Raw genomic sequence first — 25,108 nt, forward strand, 5'->3', positions numbered from 1 at the left:
TGTCTAACTTAGCAAAGCTAAGTCACACGGATAAACACTGCGCCCTAGATTAAAACCCCTTCACTCCGGCCATATCAGGGAGATGATGAGCAATCCCCTTGTGGCAGTCGATACAGGTCTTTTCGCCGCTTGCCAGTGACGTTGAGTGCATCTGCGCCGCTCTGGGTGATTGGCGAGTAAAGTCCATGTAAGTGAAGTTATGGCAGTTACGACACTCGAGCGAATCATTGGCCTTTAATCTTGCCCACTCATGTTCTGCCAGTTCACGACGCTTATCTTCAAACTTCTCACGGGTATTAATCGTCCCAAAAACCTTACCCCACACTTCCTTAGATGCCTGCATCTTACGGGCAATTTTATCGGTCCAGTTATGCGGTACGTGGCAATCAGGACACGTCGCCCGCACGCCACTGCGGTTAGTGAAATGAATCGTCGTCTGTAGCTCTTGATAGACGTTATTTTCCATCTCATGGCAACCAATACAGAAAGCTTCTTGGTTGGTCACTTCTAGGGCAGTGTTAAACCCGCCCCAGAAAATCACCCCTGCCACAAAACCACCTAAGGTCAAAAAACCTAAACTGTAATGCACACTCGGACGATTGAGTACCTGCCAGATTTTTTTCAGTTTATCTAACATGCTAACTCCTAGTGTTTTTTCTGCTCAGTGTTGGCTTTGATCAGATGTTCCATATCCACAAAGTCGTTTTCGACCAGTAGCTTGGCATCCAACTGCGGCACATGACACTGAGTGCAGAAATAGCGGCGCGGCGATAACTCGGCTAAAAAGTTATTGTCCCTGTCCATAAAATGCGTGACGCTGACCATAGGCGCTTGCGAATCCCCAATGCGACTACGAGCATGGCAAGCCATACACTTGTTCACTTTAAGATCAAGCTGATAGCCGTCGATCTTGTGTGGGATCACAGGTGGTTGCATGGGATAGCTGCGCACTTCCTTCACATCGGTATTACGCACACTTTGCATCGCAGGTGGCGTAGGCTCGACATTGATAGGCGCTTGGCGCAGGGTATCAATTTTATCTTCGGGAATACTGGCGGCAGACACACTGGTCATGATGAATGAGCCAAATACCAATAAACCGATCGCTGAGACTAATTTTAGGGTTTTCATCGTGTTCTCCTTAAACCTTGACGATCTTCACCGCACACTTTTTAAAGTCAGTTTGTTTTGACAAGGGATCTGTCGCATCTAAAGTGACTTTATTAATGAGCTGGCTAGCATCAAACCAAGGCACGAACACTAAACCCACGGGCGGTTTATTGCGGCCACGGGTTTCAACTCGGGTCTTAATTTCACCGCGACGGGACACAACGCGAATTTCATCGCCACGGCGCAGACCGCGTTTTTTCGCATCTTCAGGGTGCATAAAACATACGGCATCGGGGAAGGCACGATATAACTCAGGCACACGTTGGGTCATAGAACCCGAATGCCAGTGTTCCAGCACTCGCCCCGTCGACAACCAGATATCATATTCTTCATCGGGCGCTTCTGCGGCAGGTTCATAGGGCAAAGCGAAAATCACCGCACGACCATCGGGATGACCGTAAAACTCAAAGCCCTTACCCGCCTTAACATAAGGATCTGTGCCTTCACGGAAGCGCCACTTAGTTTCTTTACCATCGACCACAGGCCAACGCAGACCATGAGCCTCATGGTAAACATCAAATGGGGCGAGATCGTGGCCATGGCCGCGGCCAAAGGTCGCATATTCCTCGAATAAGCCTTTTTGGACATAGAAGCCAAAGTGTTTAGCCTCATCGTTCAAATACTTAGGATCGGCATCCGCAAGTGGGAACTTATCAACATTACCGTTCTGATACAGGACTTCGAATAGGGTTTTCCCTTTGAACTCAGGGTTCGCCGCTAATACATCCTTAGGCCAGACTTCGTCTGTGGTGAAACGCTTCGCAAACTCCATCAATTGCCACAGATCCGAATGGGACTCACCCGGTGCCTGCACCATTTGATGCCAAAACTGAGTGCGGCGCTCGGCGTTACCATAGGCGCCCTCTTTTTCCACCCACATAGCGGTGGGCAAAATCAAATCGGCCGCTTGAGTCGTCACCGTCGGATAGGCATCGGACACCACGATAAAGTTGGCAGGATTACGGTAACCCGGTAAACCTTCTTCATTGATGTTTGGGCCCGCCTGCATATTGTTGTTCACTTGCACCCAGTAACAATTTAAGTCGCCATCTTTTAGACGACGGTTTTGCTCGACAGCGTGATAACCGGGTTTAGGTGGAATAATGCCGCTTGGGATCTTCCAAATGTCTTCGGCATGCTTTCTGTGTTCAGGATTGGTCACGACCATATCGGCGGGTAAGCGATGGGAAAACGTCCCCACTTCACGGGCCGTGCCACAGGCTGATGGTTGACCCGTCAAAGAGAATGGACTGTTACCTGGGGTTGAAATTTTACCCATCAAGAGATGAATGTTATAAATCAGGTTGTTACACCACACACCTCGGGTATGTTGGTTAAAACCCATGGTCCAAAATGAGGTCACTTTGATGTCGGGATCGGCATACAGCTTGGCCAGCGCAATCAGTTTATCCTCGGGTACGCCCGACAACTTACTGACTTTTTCGACGCTATAATCCGCCACGAAGGCTTTAAATGTCTCAAAATCAATTGGGGTTGAATCCCCCGCCGTTTTAACATTTTTCGCTTTTTTCTCAAGGGGATGTGTCGGACGTAAACCATAACCAATATCTGTTGTGCCCTGACGGAAGTTAACGTGTTTCTTCACGAAGTCCCAGTTCACTTTATCATTCTGAATGATGTAGTTAGCTATGTAGTTCAAAATGGCTAAATCGGTTTGCGGGGTGAACACGATCGGCAAGTCGGCCAAATCGAAGGATCTGTGTTCAAAAGTCGACAACACGGCCACTTTTACATGGCTGGCACTGAGACGTCTGTCTGTCACTCGACTCCAGAGGATCGGGTGCATCTCCGCCATATTCGAGCCCCAAAGGACAAAGGCATCGGCGGCTTCCATATCGTCATAGCAACCCATAGGTTCGTCGATACCGAAGGTGCGCATAAACCCGACCACAGCTGACGCCATACAGTGACGCGCATTCGGATCGATATTATTCGAGCCAAAACCCGCTTTCATCAGCTTAACGGCAGCATAACCTTCCCACACTGTCCATTGGCCCGAGCCAAACATGCCCACGGCGGTTGGCCCTTTAGCTTTGATGGTTTCTTTCCATTTTTGCGCCATGATGTCGAAGGCACTGTCCCAACTGATGGGCGAAAACTCACCGTGCTTGTCGTATTTGCCATCTGTCATCCGCAGCATAGGCGTTGTTAAGCGATCGCTGCCATACATGATTTTCGATAGGAAATAGCCCTTGATACAGTTGAGCCCACGGTTCACTTCACTGTTGGCATCGCCATGGGTGGCAACCACTTTGCCGTCGCGAGTTGCGACAATCACAGAGCAGCCCGTGCCGCAAAAACGGCATGGGGCTTTATTCCACTCTAATTTGGTTTGTTCTGAGCTGGTAATTAAGTTGCTTGCGCCTGCGGGCAAGGCTAAACCAGCGGCGCCTGCAGCGGCAATCACCGCATTGGCCTTAATAAAGTCACGTCTGTTCATATTCATTCTTCACCCTCTTCGAGCACTTCACTCTGGTGGTAAACCATAGTGGCTGATAACACGCCCGGAATGGCATTGATCGCTTCGATACTGTCCATCAAGGCGCGTTGCGTCTCGCCTTCGATCACGACGACCAATTTCACTTCGTTGTTGACGGAAAGTTCGGCATTTTCAATGGTCATTATCTGTTGTCTAACATCTGCCATTTTCTGCGGTAAGACCTGCACCACTAAACTGGTGATATGGAGTTCTTTGCTCATCCGACATTCCACTCTTATTTTTAACTATTTGATGATGTTACGTTTAACCAGCGCCCGGTGGACCCGTCAAAATTTGGCTGAACCAAATAGCAAAGCCCAGACCACTGACCAGTAGTACGGACAATAACGGTGCGAGAAACACGGTTAAAAAGATAAAGATTTTCAGTTCTAAGGATTTTTCTTCTGCGGTGCTAGCACTCATGCATCCTCCAAGAGGTGTGTTCCTGCCACTTTGAATGCGCTGCAAAAAATCGCCAGCGGCAGGTTTTATGTATATCTATTGCATCTTTGGATCACGAAGCGATCATACCTTTTAGTTGTTAACAAAATGTATACCTCCAAATTGGTAAAGCGGATGATGCTTGATCCAGATCATCAATTTGATGTGAGTATTCGTCAGATCTCAGTTTTTAAACGTTTTTTGCAATTACAAGTTAGGTTTTTGAATTGATTTTATGATTAATAGGCGACTGAAATGGATAAATCACTGCAAGAAAACAACAGAAAACCCGCAAAAAAAAACTGAGTATTCATAAAGGAGTAGGCAATAGAAAGGTGTTAAAACATGCGAGATAACGACTTGATCCCAAAAGAAAGATATTCGGCATAAAAGCATCGCTGCCACCCAGAAAAAGCGCTCATTTCATGGCGCATCACTGGAGGTATATCGCGTGAGCAGAGTAAGCATAGGGAAAATAAAAAACCGAGAAAATAGTTAGTTTTCTCGGTTTATTTAGTCATTTTTTGATCGCGTTATTGTTACATTAATCGGACAAAGGCGCTCAGTTCAACCTTTAAATCAGTCCATTAAACCTGTTGAATATGATTCAAAATGCGCTTTTCAGATATCGGATAAGCCGTGCCTAACACCTGCGCAAAACAGGAAACACGGTACTCTTCAATCATCCAGCGTGCCTCGATTAACGCAGGCGGTGTTGGCATAGAACGCGGTACTTTAGCCAGTTGTGCGATTAAAGCTTCTTGAACCTTGTTGATGCTCTGCATATGCAAACGGTCACGGGTCGGATCAACGGGCAACTTCTCGACACGGATTTCAATCGCTTTTAAGTAACGCGCCACATCGGCTAACCGATTCCAACCACAGGATTCGACAAACCCTTTAAACACTAACTTGTCTAATTGGCTTTGAATATCACTCATAGCAAAGGCAATATCTAAGCTAATTTTGCCCTTAAGACGCTTTTTAATGCTCTGATACAAGGTCAAAATCTGCTCAACCTTCAATGCAATTTGCTCGGCGGTCGGGTTTAGTTCTTGGCGAACCCAGTCCTTTGCCTGCTCAAATTGGGTTTGATTACGCACATCGAGGGCTTTTTCATCCAACAATTGCTGCACAGCGGCGGCAATAATGTCATCAATCAAGATTTGCACTTGACCGAAGGGATTGAAATACATCGCCAATTTCGCCTTATTCGGCAAAGCTTGCTGTAAGTGTTTCACCGGTGATGGAATGTTTAGCAGCAATAACCGTCGCAGACCTTGGCGATGGGCATCTAAGGCCTCAAATTCATCATCAAATAATTTGATCGCAACACTGTCTTTTTTATCGATCAGCGCCGGAAACGCCCGCACTTGGTAATTGCCTTTTTGCTGCTGATATTGCTGCGGCAAATCGCCAAAGGACCACTCAGTTAACGCTTCTTGCTCTATACCTTTATCCGCCACCTGACGAATGGCCTTAGCCACCACGCCTTGTAACTCGGCTTTTAAGATATCGAGCACCCGACCTTCAGCCACTAAGTTGTTTTTATCGTCTTCGATTTTAAAGTTCATCTGCAAATGCGCGGGCAGTTGCGTTAAATCAAAATCTTCCGGCGATATACGCGTGCCACTCATGCGCAATAATTGCTTGCACATGGCCTCAAGCAAACTGGCACTAAAAGGCACCATGGCCTGCACACAAGCGCGGGCATAGTCAGGCGCGGGTACAAAGTTACGTCGTAAACTCTTAGGCAGAGATTTGATCAGTGCGATGCACTTTTCTTCCCTTAGCCCTGCCACTAGCCAATCAAAATCGCTATCGTCGATTTGATTAAGCAGCGCCACCGGAATGTGCACCGACACGCCATCATCCGCCGCCGCAGGTTCAAAGTGATAACTCAGCTGCAGGCGCAAATTGCCCTTGTGCCACGTATCGGGGAAATCCAAGGTCGAAATATGGTCGGCATTGCGCTGCATTAACAGTGCTTTGCTGAAATCGAGTAAATCCGGTTGCTCGCGCTTTGCCTTCTTCCACCAGCCAAAAAACAGCTGGGCGTTGTAAATCCCTTCCGGGATCCGCGGCTCGTAAAAGTCCACCAACACTTGCTCGTCCACCAAAATATCGCGGCGACGGGATTTATGCTCGAGGGATTCAATGTCTTCGAGCAGCTTTTGGTTAGCGACAAAAAATGCTTCTTGGGTCTGTAACTGCCCTTCTGCCAAAGCGCTGCGGATAAAAATCTCACGCGCTTCAACGGGATCGATGGGGCCGTATTGCACTTTACGACGGTGCACAACCGTCAAACCGTAGAGCACTTGATTCTCAAGGGCGATAACGCTGCCAGGTTTTGCCTCAAAATGGGGCTCCACATAGCTTTTCTTGATCAAATGCGCCGCTAAGGGCTCTAGCCATTCGGGTTCGATTTTGGCGCAGCAGCGAGCGAATAAGCGTGAGGTTTCGGTAAGCTCAGCCGCCATGATCCACTTAGGGCCTTTTTTGGCCAGTGGTGAACCTGGGAATACAAAGAATTTACGATTACGCGCACCTAAGTACTCGTTATTGTTATCTTTAAAACCCACATGGCTCAATAAGCCCGATAAGAGCGCGCGGTGCAAGCTGTCATAATTGGCTGGCGTATCGTTTAGGCGCCACTTTAAATCGTGTACGGCTTGCTTAAGCTGGGCGTATAAATCCTGCCACTCGCGAACGCGCAAATAGGCTAAATATTCATCGCGGCACTTTTTACGGAACTGGCTAGCAGATAACTCTTTTTGTTGATCTTTTAAATGCTGCCACAGGTTTATCCAGCTGACGAAATCGGAACTGGGATCGGCAAAACGCCGATGGGCTTCATCACTGGCTTGCTTCTTCTCCATCGGACGTTCGCGGGGATCTTGAATCGATAAGCCCGCGGCAATCACTAACACTTCGTTCAAACAACCTAACTGCTGACTCTCGACCACCATACGCGCCAAACGCGGATCCACAGGAATTTGCGCCAAGTTGCGCCCAAGTGGTGTCAGCACTAGCTTGCCGTGTTTGCTCTCAACCGCTTGTAATTCTTCGAGCAACAGGAAACCATCGCGGATATGGCGTGGATCGGGTGGCTCGATAAAGGGGAAACCGGCGATATCACCCAAACCGATGGCCAGCATCTGCAAAATGACCGAAGCCAAGTTAGTGCGCAAGATTTCAGGATCGGTAAACGCCGGACGATTATTAAAATCCGCCTCATCGTACAAACGGATACAAATACCCGGCCCTACACGGCCACAACGGCCTTGGCGCTGATTGGCACTCGCCTGCGAGATAGGTTCAATCGGTAAACGTTGCACCTTAGTGCGATAGCTATAACGGCTGATACGCGCCGTACCAGGGTCAATAACGTAACGAATGCCCGGCACAGTCAACGAAGTTTCCGCCACGTTCGTCGCTAATACAATCCGCCGACCTCTGTGACTACTGAAAACTTTGGACTGCTCGCCATAGGATAAACGCGCGTACAGCGGCAAAATTTCGGTATCGCGGTAATTACGCCGACTCAATTGCTCGGCCGTATCGCGAATTTCCCGTTCACCGTTCATAAAGATCAGAATATCGCCCAGCCCTTCGGCCACCAGTTCATCGACGGCGGCAAAAATGCCTTCGATTTGATCTAAATCGGCATCGCTATCTTGCACTAAAGGTCGGTAACGGGTTTCGACCGGAAAGGTACGGCCCGACACTTCGATAATAGGTGCATTGTTGAAATGCTTAGAAAAACGCTCAACGTCTATGGTCGCCGACGTGATAATAACTTTGAGATCGGGGCGTCTTTTGAGAATTTGTTTGAGGTAGCCCAGAATAAAATCGATGTTGAGGCTGCGCTCGTGGGCCTCATCTATGATGATGGTATCGTATTGATCAAGATTACGATCGGAGGTTAATTCCGCCAGTAAAATACCGTCGGTCATCAACTTGATATAAGAGTCACTCTTAAGCGCATCGGCAAAACGCACTTTAAAGCCAACCACTTCACCGAGCGGACTTTGTAATTCTTCTGCGACTCGGCTCGCCACACTGCGGGCTGCTAAACGTCGTGGCTGGGTGTGGCCTATCATGCCACGGCAACCTAGGCCTAATTCCAAACAGATTTTAGGTAACTGGGTCGTTTTGCCCGAGCCCGTTTCACCGGCGATGATCACCACTTGATTGCCCGCAATCGCGCGTGCAATATCATCGCGCATCAAGGAAACAGGCAGGTTTTCAGGATAGTGGATTTTAGGGCGAGCGTTACGGCGCTGCTCAACCTTCTCAAACGCCGCCTGCGCTTGCTCGCTCAGCTGAGCTAAGACTTGGGTCTTTTTATCTGAGTCGGCTTCTTTATTGAGCTTAAATAAACGACGACGGATCCGCGACGCGTCGCTCTGATAACAAAGATTAAGAAAGGCGTTCGATAGCGGATGTTTGTCTGAGTTCAAATCCAAATTCCATTGCTAGCATCAAAAACGGCGATCCTAGCAAGGAAAGTGGCGTAATGGTATTGCTAATTTACTCTGCCCTCAGTATATGGCGTGTCAGTTTCGCACTGGCTCGACTTAGATTAAACCGGTGACAGATAACATTGTTGCATATAGATATTCATGGCTTTGAGCACATTGGTGCGATTAATCGTGCCAATCACTTTGCCATGTTCAACCACTGGATACACCTTAGGTTTAGGCCCTAGCATTTGTTCGGCGAGCTGCAAAATACTGTCATCTGGCCCAACAAACAGCACTTCAGTTCGCATGCAATCCTTCACCACTGAGGTCATATCACAGTGATAGCTACTTTTGATCATCACAGCCAAACAATCCTGCTGGGATAAAAAGCCCACCAAATCGCCCGCATCATCAACCACTGCTGCGCCCATTTTATTATTATCTAACAGCTTTTCGACCGCAGTCGCGAGCGACATATTAGCGCGCAGCAACACGGGCTGACGATCCATATGGTCGCGGATTTTAATTAAGTCCATAGTCTTTCCCTCGAATTAACCCTACGTTTGTAGTCTAGTCAAAATATCGGCAAGAATGTGCGATTTATATCGATTGGGCTTATCTAGTGCATAAACCCTATGTCAACAAGAGCTAACAGGACAAAAATAGCGCCAACAAAGGCAGCCAGAAAGAGCAACTTAGAGTTAACTGAAGCGAACACTACAAACTGAAATCAGGCAAGTATCCGATTGAGCTTCAATGGCGGCAGATAATACCATCCGTCTTCGGTGATCATTTTACTTGTCATTCCAACGCATTTAAATTCGCTATTGATACAAGCTATAAGTCGATATAAAAGCGATAGCCTACACCGGGCTCAGTCCGCACATACTGAGGTTCACTCGGGGAGTCGCCTAATTTTTGCCTTAAGTGACTGACCACAATCCGTAGATAATGTGTGTCTTCTGTATGAGCGGGTCCCCAAATTTCTTTGAGCAACTGAGTCTGAGTGACAACGCAGTTAGGTGACGACGCCAATTTAGACAATACTGCGTATTCCTTGGGTGTGAGTTCGACAATTTGATGATCAACTTTAACCAGCCTGCGACTTAAATCAATCTGTAACTTGCCGTCATCTAATATGGGTAATTTTTCAGGTTTGATATGGTCCCTTAAAATCGCCCGCACCCTTGCCAGTAACTCTTCCACACTAAAGGGTTTGGTCACATAATCCTGCGCGCCTGCATCTAATGCTGCGACTTTTTCTTTATCTTGATTACGAACCGACAATACAATCACAGCAACATCGGACCATCCCCGTAACTCCTGTAGCACTTGATGGCCTTCCATATCCGGCAAGCCTAAATCCAAAATAACTAATTCAGGTTGCTGTCGAGCAACAGCTGCGAGCCCTTGCTGACCATTTTCAGCTTCGGTAACGTCATAGCCCTCACTGGTGAGTGCAATCCGCAGCATGCGGCGTATTTGGGTCTCATCATCGATAACCACGATTTTTATTGCCACGTCTCTAGTCCATTCTGTGGTTTATTAAGGATATTTTGGCTAAAAATGATTAGCCAGGAACGGGATAGTCTAACGGCAATTCAACTTCAAAACGAGTGCCTTGCCCCTGTAGGCAATCGGTAACGCGAACACTACCGCCGTGTGCAGCTATCATGCCTTTACAAATAGCCAGCCCCATACCTGTATTCTGTTTTTTCTGATCGCCATCGGCAACCACATAAAACATATCGAAAATTTGATCCCTATGGCTGGCGGGAATCCCTGGCCCTCTGTCTTCAATTGCAATACAGCAACGGTGATTAGAAATGGTCAATTCAATACAAATAGGCTCTTCTGGTGGTGAAAATCGAACAGCATTCTCTAGAATGTTAAATAATCCTTGCTCAATCAGCGCCGCATGCACAAATAGGAGTGGGGGTTCTTTTTCTCTGTGATATTCAACGATTGCATTAGGGAAATAGCGTTTAAGCCTGCCAAGTACGCTGCCAATAATGTCATCTGCCGAAACCCAATCACGCTCTATGCTCAAAGTGCCATGACCCAGGCGTGTCATATCGAGTAGATTTTGGATATAGCTGTCCAAACGACGGCTTTCTTGCAAAATAGTATCAAGTAGCTCGTTACGGTCGGCCTCTAGCAATTGTTTATTCAATAGTTTTAAGCTCTCCGCCGCCCCCATCATGGCTGAGAGTGGTGATTTTAGATCGTGAGACACTGACGATAATAATGCGGAACGTAACTGCTCAATTTCTGTTTTCACCCGTGCTGATTCAAGATCTGACACTAACTGAATACGCCGCCATGTATTAGCGCCTTGCTGTAACATGGCCAGAATAAGCTCTCTATCAAACGGACTGAGTTCGTTGACTGTGGGTTGCCAATCTAAAATCGCCGCGCCAATTGTCGTACCTTCAAGTTCAATGGGGAACACACTCACACCCGATGCGCTCAAGGTATCGCTCAAACGCCCCGCAGCTTGCCCATGGCGCAAGGTCCAATCGATTGCGGCTAAATCAAGGTCGTTAAATGGCGTATTCAGCAGCGGTAAATAGGATCGCTGACCGTCTTTACGCTGCAAAACAATATAACAATCGGCATTCACTGAACCAGCAATCTTGCGCCCTATCGTTTGCCAAAGGGCTTTTTCATCATCGGCGACCGATAATTCTTGGGCAACATCTTTTAAGGTTTCAGCATAACGATTTGACTCACGCAGCAAAATAAACTGATTTCGGATCCGAGATGCCGCCGGTCCACTGATAAGCCCTATACACATCAAAAAGATTAAAGTGGCAATATCATCCTGACTATTTACATTCATAGTAAATTTGGGATCAGTAAGAAAGAAATTAAAGCTGAAAAAAGACCACACCGCGGTTGCCATGGCAGGCCTAGCGCCATAGGTTAAACCAATGCTGACAATCAAGAAAACATATAACAACACCAGATTGCCATTACTGAGCCAAGTATCTAAAAATGCCACCAGCGGAAAAATAACCACCACGCCAATCAGCCCAAGAATATGGCCTCGAAGATCACCAAAACTGGCTTTAGGCGTAATGGGATCTCGTACTTGCATTTGGTTTTCGGGTGCGTGATAGACACTCACCTCAACAGGTAAACCAGACTCAATCAAACGTTGATACAGCCTTTTACGCCACCAAGGATAGGTGCGTTTCACACCCGCGCCGACTAATACTGTGTTAATTCGATGCAGGGCTATGTAAGGTAAAATGGCCTGATAACTGCTCGTGTCGCGTAATACTTCAGTCTGCGCGCCAAGTTCCTTCGCTAAAGCAAAGGCCTCATTTAGCCTTTTCCGCTGATAAAGGCCCAGCGCTTTGCCAGTATCGACCCAAAGCACTAACCAAGGAATTTGCCGCCGCTCGGCAATCTGCCGACCTATGCGGATCAAATACTGATGATCACTGCTGTTACTCACTAAAACCAGCAATCTGTCTTTGAGAACAAAATCCGTTCCCTGTGCTTTGGCATCGAGTTCACAAATCAGTTTTGCATCGACTCGCTCTATGACTTTTTTCATTGCCAATTCGCGCAGTGCAGTCAAATTCGAGACCGAAAAAAAAGCATCTAAAGCCGAGCGAGCATACTCTGGCAGATAAACTTTGCCTTGCTGTAAGCGTTCGATGAGTGTTGATGGCGGTAAATCAACAAATATAATTTCATGGGCTTCATCAAGGAAGCGATCGGGGACGGTTTCCCGTACCCGCACTTGAGTAATTTGCAAAACCAGATCATTCAAACTGACCAAATGTTGGATATTGACTGTGGTATAGACATCAATGCCCGCAGCTAATAATTCTGCGACGTCTTGATAGCGCCGTTTATGGCGACTACCGGGGACATTCGTGTGGGCCAACTCATCGACTAAGATAAGCTTAGGCCGACGAAGCAGCGCTGCATCCAAATCGAATTCCGTTAAACGATTATGATGATAATCAATGGGTTTACGTGCCAATACCTCAAAACCCGCTACCATGGCCTCGGTATCGGCACGCCCATGGGTTTCCACCAGTCCAACCAGCAAATCGACACCTTGCTGGGCCATTTCCCTTGCCGCACTGAGCATTGCATAGGTCTTGCCCACGCCAGGTGCCGCCCCAAGAAAAACCGTCAGTTTACCTTTATCATTTTGCTGTATCTGACTTAAGAGCGCATTGGCTTGCTGTGTTTGACTGATTGGTACCACGATTAGAAACTCCTTGAAAGACTCACTATCCAGCGCGCATCACACAGGGACTGGCACTGACTCTGCGATAAATCCGTATCGACATAACCGACACTCAACACATCCTGCTCAGTCATATTGAGGTTCAGCCCAACTCGCCAATCTAAATAGTGGCTATTGCTAGCGGCCATAGAACCTAAAAACAGTGCCATATCTTGCTGAGAAGCAAAAAAATTGCTCCCAAGATGCAGTACTAAGCTGACATTAGAGAACAGCTGCGGCTCATAACTGGCATAAACATACTGAAAATCGTCCACATTCTCGCCAAAATAATCAGGAGAATAAACCAGCCCTAACTTAGCATCGGCGTAGCTTACCACAGCATAAATTTCGTTATAACTCAGGTCGGTATCGTCCTGCGAGTATTGGTAACGTATCACGCCTAGGTCCGTTGTTAAGCCATTATCCCAATCTTTAGCCCAGCCAGCGGACAAGTCGAGTTCTAAACTTCCATCCCCAAATTCGATGTTACTGCCCCAAAGCGAGCCATACCAACCAGAATCATGGTTTAAGGTATACCCTGCTTGAACTGCAGGTCCTTCATCAGTTTGAGAAATACCGCGAAACGCATAATCACTGATGAGCATCACACTCCCTTGACTCTGCCAAGAGGCATTCCCCCCTTGAGCCTCAGTGCTGGCAAACGCGCCCATAGAGAGTGAAGATAATGCCATCATTACACCCGCACAGAGGCGCGAACAAGGAGCAGACTTAATCGGTAACATAAAAATTTATCCTTAAATTCAGTAGAATATTGTTTTATTGAGCGTGTTTAGCAATCTGGTCGAGAGCGAGGTTGAGCTTGAGCACATTGACGCGCGCTTGCCCAAAAATGCCCCACTGCGGTGGTTCGATAAATTGCGCCACTAAGGTCAACACTTGTGGTTCGGCTAACTGTCGAGCCTGAGCCACGCGCGCAACTTGCAGTTTGGCCGCTGCGGGTGAAATATGAGGATCAAGTCCCGCGCCCGATGTGGCGAGTAAATCCACAGGGATATCAGCGGCCTGAACGGATTCCCTAGCTTGGATTTCTTGGCTTGTTGCCATCACACGTTCACGTAACGCCGGGTTACTCGGCGCAAGGTTACTACCACCTGTCGCCATAGGATCGTAACCGACAGCGCTCGGCCGACTATAAAAATAGGCTGGATTAACAAAGGGCTGAGCGATGAACTCAGAACCCATAGCAACATTATCCCTGTGGATCACACTGCCCTTAGCTTGTTCGGGAAATAAAGCGCCACCGAGCTGAGTCACAGTGCCGGTATAGACAACGCCACACACAAATAACAGGGCGAGACTGGCTCTCAATCCCATAACAACATGTTGGGTTTTAGTGGAATATACGATTGAATTCATTACTGTCTCCTAGAGCATAAGTGCAATGATTGAGTCGAGCGCTTTAATGCCGACAAAGGGTAAAATCACCCCACCTAAGCCATAAATCAGCATGTTATTTCGCAGTAATTTTTCGGCACTTATGGGTCTGAGTTTGATGCCTTTTAATGCCAATGGAATTAAGGCGGGAATGATAAGAGCGTTAAATACGAGCGCTGCGAGTACGGCTGAGGTTGGGCTGTGAAGCTGCATCAGATCCAGCGCACCAATCGCAGGTAAAGCCCCCGCAAATACCGCTGGAATAATGGCAAAATACTTAGCCACATCATTGGAGAGGGAGAATGTAGTCAAGGCGCCGCGGGTAATCAGCAATTGTTTTCCGACTTCAACGATAGCCAGTAATTTAGTGGGATCTGAATCCAAGTCCACCATATTGCCAGCTTCTTTAGCGGCTTGGGTACCTGAGTTCATCGCAAGACCTACATCGGCCTGCGCTAATGCCGGCGCATCGTTAGTACCATCCCCCACCATAGCCACTAATCGACCTTTGGCCTGCTCTGCGCGAATAAGGGCAAGTTTATCCTCAGGTTTAGCTTCAGCGACAAAATCATCGACCCCAGCTTCGGCGGCAATCACGCCAGCCGTTAGCGGATTATCCCCTGTCACCATGATGGTCCGTACACCGAGCGCCCTTAAACGGGCAAACCGCTCCGCAACGCCTGGCTTAATCACGTCACTTAAGGCTATAACCCCTAAAATGTGCGTGCCACTGGCGACGACTAAGGGAGTGCCCCCCTGCAAAGCCACTTTGCGGATAAGCGCGTTAACAGATTCAGGCCAGTGAATTTGATGCTGCTGCGCCCAAAACTGCATCGCATCGCCCGCGCCTTTAATGCCTTGAATACCATCGGTTAAAATGACCCCAGAAACCCGAGTCTCCGGTGTAAATGGGATAAAAGTCGCATCCGTAGGTTTGACGGGTAACACCGCGCCCAAATCTATGGCCAATTTGAGTACAGATTTCCCTTCAGGGGTGGGGTCATCGAGGGAAGACAGCACCGCCGCATCACGCAACATCTCAGCTGCAATGCCTTTCACGGGTAAAAATGCGGTCGCTTGACGATCACCGAAAGTGATAGTGCCAGTTTTATCTAGCAGTAACGTATCGATATCCCCCGCAACTTCCACGGCTTTACCCGATTTAGCGACCACATTGGCGGCTAAGGCGCGGTTCATGCCTGCAATACCAATGGCAGGTAACAAGCCACCAATCGTCGTAGGGATCAAACACACTAACAGCGCAATTAACATAGTGTAATCAAGGCTTGCACCGACGAAACCCGCCATGGGTGGCAAAGTCACCACCACGATGAGGAAAACCGCAGTCAATGATGCAAGTAGCACAGTCAACGCCGTTTCGTTCGGTGTTTTCTGACGCTTCGCCCCTTCGACCAGCCCTATCATACGATCTAAGAAGCTATTCCCAGGATCGTTGGCAACCAGCACAGTAATTTCACCCGTAAGTACCTTAGTGCCGCCAATCACACCGGAATGATCTGTACCCGCTTCACGCAGCACAGCCGCAGATTCACCGGTAATCGCCGATTCGTTGATCGTGGCTATCCCTTCAATGATTTCACCATCGGCAGGAATATAATCACCCTGTAAAACCTTCACCTTATCGCCTTTGACAAGCAAAGTTGCGGATACTGATTCCAACTCACCGTGGCGTATACGCCGAGCCTGCAAGGCCTCTTTCGCCGACTTTAAGCTGGCCGCTTGTCCGCGACCCCTTGCCTCTGCCACGGATTCCGCAAAGTTAGAAAACCACACGGTAAGCAAAAGAATAAGGGTCGTGGCTAACTCAAAACCAACCATCTCGCCATTGAAGAACTTTTGTCCAGTGATCAAAGCGGCGAGTAAAGCGCCGACCATCACTACGAACATCACAGGGTTGCCAGCCATACTCACTAAGGACATTTTCTTTACAGCACCAAAGGCAGCTTGCTTCACGCCGGCGCTATCTAATATTTGAGCAGGTTTATGCATGACTATTTCTCCAGACTCATAGTGGCAAGTTCTAAAGCTTCGCCAATAGGCCCTAATACCGCCGCAGGTAAGAAAGACAAGAAGTTAATGATTAAAATCACAGCAATAAGGGTGAAACAAAAGGTGGGACTCTCGAGCTTCAAGCTCGCGTTACTGTCGGGACTCACTCTTTTACTCGACATCATCCCCGCAATCGCCAGCGGTAAAAACAGCGGCAGGTATCGACCAAGCAGTAAGGCGATAACGCAACTGATATTCCACCAAGGCGTGTTATCACCTAAACCTTCAAAACCCGAACCGTTATTAGCAAAAGCGGAGGTATATTCGTAAAAGACTTGCGAAATCCCATGAAAGCCGGGGTTACTGTTGCCCGTAATACTCGGGATAGCCACAGTGATCGCCGTCAAACCTAAGACGCACAAGGTAGGTAAAACTAATAGACTTCCCAAAAGGGTGATTTCACGAGTTTCGAGCTTACGACCAAATATCTCTGGCGTACGGCCAATCATCAATCCCGATAAGAACACAGCAATCCACACATAAACGATAAAGTTAACAAAACCGCAGCCAATACCGCCCCATATCGCATTGAGTAGCATGCCTGATCGCGTCATCAATCCCCCGATTGGATTGAAGGAATCGTGCATGGCATTGACCGAACCGTTAGAGGTTTGTGTGGTAAAAGAAGCCCATAGCGCCGATAGCTCAGGTCCAAAGCGAACTTCTTTACCCTCCATATTAGGCCCTTGGGCGCTTAATCCCGCAAAGGCGGCGTTGGGTTGCAACTCGCTGTACACAGTTGCCCCAAGAAAACTGACGCTCAATAAACCCATAGCAACCAGAGCCATCAAGGTAAATTTTTTGCGTCTTAGCATTCCGCCAGCCATAAAGACGACGGCCATAGGGATCAGCACTAAGGCAATGGTCTCGATTGCATTACTGACTGGCGTTGGGTTTTCTAGCGGGTTACTGCTGTTGGGGCCATACCAGCCTCCGCCATTAGTACCTAACTGCTTAATGGCCACCATAGATGCAACGGGGCCAATCGGAACGACCTGCTCAGTGATAGGTGATGCAGAATCTAAGGTGTTCACTTTTTGCGCACCATCAAAACTACTCGGTACGCCTTGCCAAGTCAGTAACAGTGCCACAATAGCCGCTAATGGCAGCATAAATCTGAGTACACCGCGCACTAAGTCAACATAATAGTTACCCAGATTTCGAGCCTCACCCTCTTTGGCGCTGTCATTATTCAACCCGCCTAACATTCCCCGCAAAATCGCCACACAAACAGCCAGCGCCATGGCTGGAGTGACAAATTGCAGCGTGACAATGACAAATCCTTGGGATAGATAACTGAGCTGAGCCTGCCCGGAATAGTGCTGTTGATTGGTATTGGTGAGGAATGACACCGCAGTGTGCAAAGCCAGATCCCAAGATAATGGTCCTATACCATCGGGGTTAAGCGGTAACACATGTTGGAATTTAAGGATAAGAAACGCCAAAATGCCAAGTACCAAGTTGCTGATAAGAAACGCCGCACCATAGGATTTCCATGTCATCCCCGAATGGGCATTTACGCCTATAGCCCGATAAATCCACTTTTCAATGGGATTAAATAAACGATCTGAAAAATGGGACTGACCAGAGAAAACCCCTGTCATATAGGATCCCAACAGCCATGCGAGCCCAAGCGCAGTAGTAAAAATAAGGGTAATTTCAAACATAACGACTCCTAAAACTTATTAGGGGCAAACATTGCCACTGCTAAGTAGATGAAAAGTGCTATGGAAAGTATTAGAAATATCCAGTCCATATAATTTGTCCTTAAGAAAGTGAGTAACAGAACAAATATATGAATTAACCGCGTAAAGTCTCTAGAGTTCAAATGACTAATCCCGTAAAGAATACGTAAAAGTCATCATAATCAGTGGTAAACAAGGCCACAATAAACCATGGCATTAGCTATAAAAGTAAAATAAAAATGCCAGCTAGAAATACTAACTGGCATTAACACATGACCTAGCAATGATATTGTAGATTAATTAAGCTCTATTTTTTTCATTTTATTATAGCTATCTGTCTTAATCTCTTTAAGTACACCTTTATTGTCATCAATAAATAATGCTTTTATATCATTCTGATTAGCGACGACTAAACCTTCTTGACTTCCTAAACATAATAGCGCTGTAGACCAAGCATCTGCTCTAGCCGGATCCGTTGCCAATACAGTTACAGATACTGTGTTATGGGTTACGGGTTTACCGGTTCGCGCATCAATAATATGTGAATAGCGCTGCCCTAAATGATCAAAATAATGACGATATGTACCCGATGTCATGATCGCTTGAGGGAAATTAATAAGCAGAACCTTTTGCATTATTCGCTGTTCTGGCAGCGGTTTTTCAATCGCGATTTTCCAAGCAGAACCGTCGAGCTTACTGCCGTGTACGACCATTTCGCCGCCAATCTCTACCAAATAATTATCGATATTGTATCGCTTTAGCACATCTGCAACTTTGCCTACGCTATATCCCTGTCCAATCGAAGATAAATCAAGATGTACCTCTGGCAAATCTTTAGTTAACATTTGATTATCAATACTTAAATGATGTAAGCCTACATAGGTTAATGTCTGTTGAAGTGCACTTTCTGTAGGAATAGTTAATTGATTATGGGTAAATCCCCACAAATCGAATAATGGTTTAATGGTCAAATCATAACAACCCTCCGTTTTTGAAGTGACCTCCTTGGCTATCCCTATGAGCGCTAAAATATCATCCCCGACCGCCATAGCTAAGTGCATACTGTTAAAACGAGAAATCACCGAATCTGAACGATAAGTAGACATATGAAGATCTATTTCTGCCAATTGCCGCTCAATCTCGCGGTTTATCTCTGTACTATTTATCTTGTCTTTACTCCAAAATGTCACATGCCAACTCGTTCCCTGCGCAAGGCCTTCTAACTTGGTATAAACTGGCGATTTCTGACACCCTACTAGCATAATGAGTAATATACATCTCAATAACCATTTCATTTACTGACCCTCCCAGTCAATTCGACAAATTAACCATAAAATACACTTAAAATTAAAATCGCCAGAATGCCCGTGAGAAAATTATGAGTACAGGAAATATTTCTAATCGCCCAAAAAGCATAGCGACACACATCAGCCATTTAGCCGCATCTTTTAACGTGCCAAATCCAGATGCAGTGTCACCATAACCAATTCCCATATTATTAATGCACGCGGCGACTGTTCCAAAGGCGGTGGCAAAATCATGTCCAATGGCGACCAATCCCCATACAAAAACGCAAGTAAAAAATATGTACAGGAAAAATAATCCCCATACTGAGCGAATGACTCTGTCTGAAACGACTTGGCCACTGATCTTTGTCGTTAAAATGGCATTAGGATGAACCAATTGATGAATTTCTCGGATCCCTTGACGGTACAAAAGTAAAAATCTGACAGCTTTAATACCGCCACAAGTAGAACCAAAGCATCCACCAAAAAAGCTCGCGCCTAATAATAAAAGCACAATATGACTGGGCCAATTAGGATAACCCGCAGAGCCTAATCCATTGTCCGTCATAACTGAAACCGTTTGAAAAAATCCATGTACCAATGAATCTTTAATATCAAAAGTTTGAGTACGATTCAGCTCTAAACAAGCGATCCCAACAACGATAGATAATATGAGAATAAAAAATCGAACCTCCGCATTATACCAAATAGGCTTGAAGCTTCGCCGAACTAACACTATGTAGTATAAGGCGAAATTGATTGCTGCAAGTATTGAAAACACACCACCCACAAGCTCAATTGCAGCACTGTTATAATATCCTAAGCTGTCACTATGTGTGGAAAATCCACCCAATGAAACGGTAGATAGACTATGACATATGGCATTAAACCAATTCATTCCTGCAAGTTTATAAGCAACTGCACAGCCTAAGGCAAGTACGCTATAAAGCCCCCATAAATTTCGAGCCGTATCCGCAAGGCGAGGCGTCATCTTTTCCTCTTTCATGGGACCTGGCATCTCAGATTGATATAATTTTGCGCCACCAATACCAAGAAATGGCATAATTGCAACAGCCAAAACAATTATCCCTAACCCACCAAGAAAATTAAGCTGTGCTCGATAAAATAAAATCGATTTGGGTAGTTCATCAATATCTGAAAAAATCGAGGCTCCAGTCGTCGTAATGCCAGACACACCTTCAAACATGGCATCGGTTAAACTCAAGTCCAATCGTCTATCAAGAAGAAAAGGTAATGCACTCATTAAGGAAAATATCAGCCAAAATAAACAAGCGACCATGAAGCCATCACGTTTTTGCAGATTTTTATTTTCCTCACTTGTCATCTTCCAACCGACCACACCAATAAAAAGGGAAAGGAGGAATGTGATTAAAAATGGAGTGATATATCCATCTTTATAAAATAATGCAACAGCGATAGGCATCAACATGGTGAAGCTATATATGACAATCAAAAAGCTACATAGATGAATTATGGTATGAAATCGAGAGCTAGATTTCTGTATTCCACTGACTGCAATCATTCCAACTCACCTTTAGATATTTATCGTTAAAGACTTAATGAATAATTTATTAGGTATCATAAAATACGAGCGCTCACGTCCTGCTCTAAAATCATATGCAATCGATAACAGAGTTAGGTTACAAAATAGGTCTTCCCTAATACTCTATGTTGTTTAAGGTGGACTGCAAGTTGACTTATCGTCGCGACAATGGCTATGACAATAAAAGTGATTAGATTAATAAAAAAAGCCACATCTATCATTGGGAGGGAATAACAAGGAATGTTAAATAAACACGAATAGCTTCAACAAATGCAGCCATATACGCATATTGAAAACAACATTGAAGTGTAATCATAACGACAACGAGTTAGAGTACAATAATAATGCTTTAGATGAGCCCCTCCAAGAGGGTAAATACAAGCAAATAGCGAGTAGGCACTCAGAAATAAAGCTCAGCCTAACAGAGAGTTTAAAAACACTTAGTTTTTCCATCAAAATGTAAGTCGTTATGTCATACAGATTTTCACTTTAACAGACGAAAACAATTCTGACGCGTAAAAAAAACGTAAAAAAATACGGAAATTAACTTTAGATAGACGAAATGAATAACATTATACTTTTGAAATCCCCAATCAATTTAACTGGGGATGGCTAGTATCAATATGCTTAAATGGCTAAGGCTTGCTCAAGATCGGCAATCAAATCTTGAGGATCTTCGACGCCAATGCTCAATCTAATCAGGTTGTCATTCACCCCTGAAGCTAGCCGACTTGCGGCATCCATAGCAGCATGGGTGGTACTTGCTGGGTGACAGGCAAGACTCTCTAAGTCGCCTAAACTGACCGCTTGAGTAAACAAGTTCAAATGATCTAAAAACTGCGCCGCTCGATTAAAACCCCCTTCGAGCTCAATACTCACCATACCGCCAAAGGCGTTGATGGTTTCACTCAGAACTTGATGACCTTGATCCTCTGCTAGCCCTGGGTAATAAACTTTTGCAACGCTCGGATGGGTTGCAAGAAAAGCGGCGACCTTAGCCGCGCCCGCAAGATGAGCATCCATTCTAAGTGCTAAGGTACGTAAGCCTCGCTGTAATAAATAGGCTTCCTGTGGCCCAATCGCAGCGCCGATATGTTTAAGCGCTATAGTGCGAATAGGTTGCATTAATGCCTTAGGTCCAGCGACAACACCTGCGATCAAATCGCCATGGCCACTTAAATACTTAGTGGCACTGTGCATCACGATATCAATGCCATGTTCCAGCGGTTTGAATAAATACGGGGTTAAAAACGTATTATCACAAATGGTTATAGCGCCCACTTTTTCGGCGGCAAGCTTAACCTTACGGTAGTCACTGACTTTTAAGGTCGGATTGGTGATGGGCTCAAATAAAATAATTTTTGTTTCGGCGGTAATCTCTGCCAATAAATGATCATCGTCTTGATAACGGCGCACAGTAATACCCGTGCGGGTTAACGTTTGGATTAAAAATGCCGCAGTGCCACCGTATACGGGGTCGATAAATGCGATTTCATCACCTTGACTGGCTAAGGCATAGAAAATACTGCTGATTGCCGCCATCCCACTCGCAACAACGAGTGCTTCATCAGCCCCTTCCAGTTGTGCTAATTGATATTCAAGCGCCTGCACTGTCGGATTCGCCATGCGACTGTAGATAAAGCCCGGTTGCTCACCTGCAAAACGGGCTCGACCATCCTCGGCACTACCGTAGGCGAAGGTGCTACTTTGATAGATAGGAGTTGTAAGCGCGCCCGTCGAGTTATCAGCGGCATAATGGGTGTGAAGTAATTTAGTTTTAAATTGCATAATAGATCCTAATAACCATTAAATGGCATGAGCGAATGAGGCGTAATGTGCTTGAGCAACGTCGGGATGAGAGCGTAAACGCCCTTTTAATACGTTCTGGCCCACTTGGTGGAAAAGTGGATTTAATGGATCGCTTGCCGGTCCTTGAGCTTGGTTCGCCAGATGCTTTGGCAAAGGTAACAAAGGGACTGTCGCATTCAACTGCGCCGCCATAAAAAAGGCGCACGAGTAGCGCTCGACCCCAGCAGGCGGGCTAGTAACCCTATGGTTGGTTGCCTTTAAATACCCATTAGAAGCCAACTCAAGTAATTCACCTATATTCACCACAAAGGCGTCTTCTAATGGCGGTATGCTTAACCAACCGTTGTCAGTCTGAACCTCTAAACCGGATTGTTTATCTTGCAGCACTAAGGTCAAATAGCCAGGATCTTTGTGTGCCCCTACGCCTTGGCCTGAAGTCTGTCCATCCGCGCTGGGATAGCGAATAAGCTTCATATGCTGATAAGGACCCGCTTCGATCGTGGCATCAAAGGCGCTTTCTGGCTGCTCTAGCGCAACAGCTAAAGCCCTCAATAGTGTGACACTGGTATCGGCTAAATCCTGTTGCAATGCCAATAAAGTCGATTTCATCTGTGGTAATTGTGACGGCCATTGATTAGGCCCCTGTAGCTGCCACCATATAGGCACATCAGACTGCTGAGGGTTAGCCACTTCTTCTTGCATGATATCAAACTGTTCCCGCAAGTCCGGTTTCCCTAAGGTCAATTCACCTTGCAAACGGGTATAACCGCGAAAATGCGGTGTATTAGCCATTTTCACCGCAAGTTTATCTACGACGGGCAGCGCAAAGAAATCTGCTGCTAACTTAAGTACTTGCTGCTGTCTAGCAAGCTCAATGCCGTGGCCGGTGAGATAGAAAAACCCTATTCTTCTGGCTGCATCGGCAAGCTTAGTAATAAAAGCGTTACGACGTTGTCCACCGGCATGCCAATCACTTAAATTCAATATCGGTAATTGTTCCATCAATGACTCCCATTTAATGCATTGTCTGAGCCGGATTCTATGCCTTTATGGGTCGATGGATAATGAATTAATAACTATTTGATATATTAAACGGTAATAATAGATCATTTGGATATATAGACATCTAGGCTTCTATACTGCTAGATTTGAATTTCAAAGGTTAAAACAGCGCTAATTATTAGGCCAACTCAAACCGCACCACTCAGATAAACATCATAAGCCATACTGCTTAATGATATTTATCTAGTTACTTTTCAAGATATTAGTAAAATTAAGATATAAAAATAAAAGCGAGTCCACTTTTGCGGCACTCGCTTTTTAAGGTTTCGAAGTTTTAACGTTTCTAAGTCATGTCAGTTATAAACCTAGATACTTCTACAAATGACATTATTGATCATGCCAAATCAGCACTTGGGCTGGCTCACCATTACTACGGGTGGCGCGGTACATACCTTCGGTATTAAATGGCGTAGCAATATTGCCACGCTGATCGACTGCAATCACACCACCTGAACCGCCAGCAGTGATAAGACGTTGATTAATAACTTCATCTGCTGCCTGAATGATAGATTTTTGCTGATATTTCACCTTGGCACAAATATCCCCCGCGACGAGGTAACGGATAAAGAATTCACCATGACCCGTTGCCGATACGGCACAAACACCGTTTTCAGCATAAGTGCCAGCACCGATGACAGGAGAGTCACCAATACGACCAAAGCGTTTTGCCGTCATACCACCGGTCGATGTACCTGCAGCTAAGTTACCCTTTTTATCTAAGGCGACAGCACCAACGGTACCAAATTTGTAATCGAGGTCCTTCATCTCAACATTAGCAACTTGTTCAGATTTAGCCGCAGCTTGCAGTTTTTGCCGTGCATCGAGTAATTGCTGATAACGCTCGTCAGTATCAAAATGACGGTTTGGCACTAAAGTAAAACCTTGAGTCAGTGCAAATTCTTCCGCTCCTGCGCCCGAGAGCATCACGTGCTCAGATTTATTCATCACGGCCAAGGCTAAGTCAATTGGATTGGCAATATGACGCACTCCAGCAACAGCACCGGCATTCATGGTTTTGCCATCCATAATGGAGGCATCTAATTCATGTCCGCCGTCATAGGTGTAAACCGCGCCTATACCTGCATTAAACAGAGCGCTATTTTCAAGGATATTAATTGCGGTTTGTACTGCCACTAAGCTGTCACCGCCCTCCTCTAAGACTTTTGAGCCTTTATCGACCGCTTCCTTTAACTTATCTTTGTAGGCTTGGCGTTGTTCAGGGGTGAGATTAGCTTTAGAAATCGTCCCCGCACCGCCATGGATCGCAATGGCGAACGGTTTATCATTGGCAAAGGTGTTATGTGACATAAAAAGTAGGCCCGAAATAATTAAACTAAAGGTGGCTAATTTTGTTTTCATTCTTTACATCCCCTTAAAAAGTAGCGTCCTTTGTAACCATTTCATCGTG

The 25,108-nt window shown here is 46.1% G+C and carries 18 protein-coding genes; all 18 read right to left on the reverse strand.

Annotated features, from left to right (window positions below; translation table 11 throughout):
* Positions 1 to 49: 49 nt before the first annotated feature.
* Entirely contained in the window at positions 50 to 637 is a 588-nt protein-coding gene (locus KO531_RS04525; protein WP_028760143.1) for a cytochrome c3 family protein, read from the reverse strand.
* A gap of 8 nt (positions 638 to 645) precedes the next feature.
* Positions 646 to 1,131 carry a nitrate reductase cytochrome c-type subunit gene (locus KO531_RS04530; protein WP_028760144.1) on the reverse strand — a complete coding sequence of 162 codons (486 nt, stop codon included), beginning with the start codon at positions 1,129 to 1,131 and terminating at the stop codon, positions 646 to 648.
* 10 nt (positions 1,132 to 1,141) lie between these two features.
* The gene (napA, locus tag KO531_RS04535; protein ID WP_028760145.1) at positions 1,142 to 3,631 is read right to left on the reverse strand and encodes a nitrate reductase catalytic subunit NapA; all 2,490 of its coding nucleotides are present in this window, start codon (positions 3,629 to 3,631) and stop codon (positions 1,142 to 1,144) included.
* Between the two features lie 2 nt (positions 3,632 to 3,633).
* Positions 3,634 to 3,891 carry a chaperone NapD gene (locus KO531_RS04540; protein WP_028760146.1) on the reverse strand — a complete coding sequence of 86 codons (258 nt, stop codon included), beginning with the start codon at positions 3,889 to 3,891 and terminating at the stop codon, positions 3,634 to 3,636.
* Between the two features lie 43 nt (positions 3,892 to 3,934).
* Positions 3,935 to 4,093 carry a nitrate reductase gene (locus KO531_RS04545; RefSeq protein WP_028760147.1) on the reverse strand — a complete coding sequence of 53 codons (159 nt, stop codon included), beginning with the start codon at positions 4,091 to 4,093 and terminating at the stop codon, positions 3,935 to 3,937.
* Between the two features lie 605 nt (positions 4,094 to 4,698).
* Positions 4,699 to 8,580: an ATP-dependent RNA helicase HrpA gene (hrpA, locus tag KO531_RS04550; protein WP_219250490.1), complete on the reverse strand. Its 3,882-nt coding sequence runs from the start codon at positions 8,578 to 8,580 to the stop codon at positions 4,699 to 4,701.
* 116 nt (positions 8,581 to 8,696) lie between these two features.
* Entirely contained in the window at positions 8,697 to 9,113 is a 417-nt protein-coding gene (locus tag KO531_RS04555) for a CBS domain-containing protein (RefSeq protein WP_006081403.1), read from the reverse strand.
* A 301-nt stretch (positions 9,114 to 9,414) separates the two neighbouring features.
* Positions 9,415 to 10,098 (reverse strand): response regulator, encoded by a 684-nt coding sequence (locus tag KO531_RS22595; RefSeq protein WP_028760150.1) that lies wholly within the window; start codon positions 10,096 to 10,098, stop codon positions 9,415 to 9,417.
* A gap of 49 nt (positions 10,099 to 10,147) precedes the next feature.
* Positions 10,148 to 12,808 carry a sensor histidine kinase KdpD gene (locus tag KO531_RS04565; RefSeq protein WP_113939544.1) on the reverse strand — a complete coding sequence of 887 codons (2,661 nt, stop codon included), beginning with the start codon at positions 12,806 to 12,808 and terminating at the stop codon, positions 10,148 to 10,150.
* 2 nt (positions 12,809 to 12,810) lie between these two features.
* Entirely contained in the window at positions 12,811 to 13,572 is a 762-nt protein-coding gene (locus tag KO531_RS04570; RefSeq protein WP_219250491.1) for a TorF family putative porin, read from the reverse strand.
* 34 nt (positions 13,573 to 13,606) lie between these two features.
* A complete protein-coding gene (gene kdpC / locus KO531_RS04575) occupies positions 13,607 to 14,206 on the reverse strand; it encodes a potassium-transporting ATPase subunit KdpC (protein ID WP_219250492.1) in 600 nt (199 codons plus the stop codon).
* Between the two features lie 9 nt (positions 14,207 to 14,215).
* Complete coding sequence (gene kdpB, locus KO531_RS04580) at positions 14,216 to 16,234, reverse strand: potassium-transporting ATPase subunit KdpB (protein ID WP_219250493.1); 2,019 nt, start codon at positions 16,232 to 16,234, stop codon at positions 14,216 to 14,218.
* Between the two features lie 2 nt (positions 16,235 to 16,236).
* Positions 16,237 to 17,961, reverse strand: a complete 1,725-nt coding sequence (gene kdpA, locus KO531_RS04585; protein WP_219250494.1) for a potassium-transporting ATPase subunit KdpA — start codon at positions 17,959 to 17,961, stop codon at positions 16,237 to 16,239.
* 314 nt (positions 17,962 to 18,275) lie between these two features.
* A complete protein-coding gene (locus KO531_RS04595; protein WP_219250495.1) occupies positions 18,276 to 19,274 on the reverse strand; it encodes an FAD:protein FMN transferase in 999 nt (332 codons plus the stop codon).
* A gap of 52 nt (positions 19,275 to 19,326) precedes the next feature.
* A complete protein-coding gene (locus tag KO531_RS04600) occupies positions 19,327 to 20,808 on the reverse strand; it encodes a TrkH family potassium uptake protein (protein WP_049821715.1) in 1,482 nt (493 codons plus the stop codon).
* A gap of 648 nt (positions 20,809 to 21,456) precedes the next feature.
* Positions 21,457 to 22,617 (reverse strand): PLP-dependent aspartate aminotransferase family protein, encoded by a 1,161-nt coding sequence (locus KO531_RS04605; protein ID WP_219250496.1) that lies wholly within the window; start codon positions 22,615 to 22,617, stop codon positions 21,457 to 21,459.
* 18 nt (positions 22,618 to 22,635) lie between these two features.
* Positions 22,636 to 23,640 (reverse strand): 2-oxoglutarate and iron-dependent oxygenase domain-containing protein, encoded by a 1,005-nt coding sequence (locus KO531_RS04610; RefSeq protein WP_219250497.1) that lies wholly within the window; start codon positions 23,638 to 23,640, stop codon positions 22,636 to 22,638.
* Between the two features lie 387 nt (positions 23,641 to 24,027).
* The gene (locus KO531_RS04615) at positions 24,028 to 25,059 is read right to left on the reverse strand and encodes an isoaspartyl peptidase/L-asparaginase (protein ID WP_028760160.1); all 1,032 of its coding nucleotides are present in this window, start codon (positions 25,057 to 25,059) and stop codon (positions 24,028 to 24,030) included.
* Between the last annotated feature and the right edge of the window lie 49 nt (positions 25,060 to 25,108).

The sequence above is a fragment of the Shewanella sp. NKUCC06_TVS genome (assembly GCF_019345515.1).
In the GTDB taxonomy this organism is placed as follows: domain Bacteria; phylum Pseudomonadota; class Gammaproteobacteria; order Enterobacterales; family Shewanellaceae; genus Shewanella; species Shewanella oncorhynchi.